Source organism: Mesorhizobium sp. M4B.F.Ca.ET.017.02.2.1 (assembly GCF_003998955.1).
Lineage (GTDB): Bacteria > Pseudomonadota > Alphaproteobacteria > Rhizobiales > Rhizobiaceae > Mesorhizobium > Mesorhizobium abyssinicae.
Genome location: NZ_RZOF01000690.1, coordinates 1 through 606 on the forward strand (window position 1 = coordinate 1; position 606 = coordinate 606).

At 65.2% G+C, this 606-nt stretch carries 1 protein-coding gene; it reads left to right on the forward strand.

Features of this window, described 5'->3' with window-relative positions:
• Positions 1-466, forward strand: a 466-nt coding sequence (locus tag EN738_RS34875) for a hypothetical protein (RefSeq protein ID WP_127287430.1), incomplete at its 5' end; no start/stop codon positions are given.
• Between the last annotated feature and the right edge of the window lie 140 nt (positions 467-606).

The following is a 606-nucleotide window of genomic DNA, read 5'->3' on the forward strand; positions in this document are numbered from 1 at the left end:
GGCGACATTCCTGCTCGGCACCTATCCCGCCAGCCCGACGATGTGGCGGATCTGGCTGGAGCTGCGGCCCCTGGCGACCCTGTTCTGGCAGCAGGTCGATCTCTATGCGGGCGCTTCGATCGCGCTGGACGCAGCCATGCTGGCCACCGCCGCGATTGTCTGCTGGATGGCATGCCGGGCGAGGGGGTCGGCGGCCTTCTTCCTGGCCAACCATGCCACTCTTCTGTTTGCCGGGCTGATGATCGCCGCCGGCAGTCATTCGGAAACGGCGAGCACGATTGCCGCCTTCACTGCGCCCAGCGGCATTCCATTCTCGCTGGCGATCGACTTCACCCTGAAGAACAGTCTGGTGCTGTGCCTGGGTTTGGCGGCATGCGCCTATTGCCACGTCGCCTTCCTCCAGGAAGCCAGGCAGCGCGGCGAAGCCCGGGCTATCCGTATTCTCGCGCTGCGGCGGGATTTCTAGGCCTTCAGCCTCAATCGCCCGGAACGCTCGGCAAAATCAGTTGATCTTGCGGTAGTAGACCTTGCCGTCCGCCTGCTGGATGCGCTGGTAGGCAGGGTTCGGGGCAGGCGGCGGTGCCCGCTTCCTCAGCGGGGGCATTT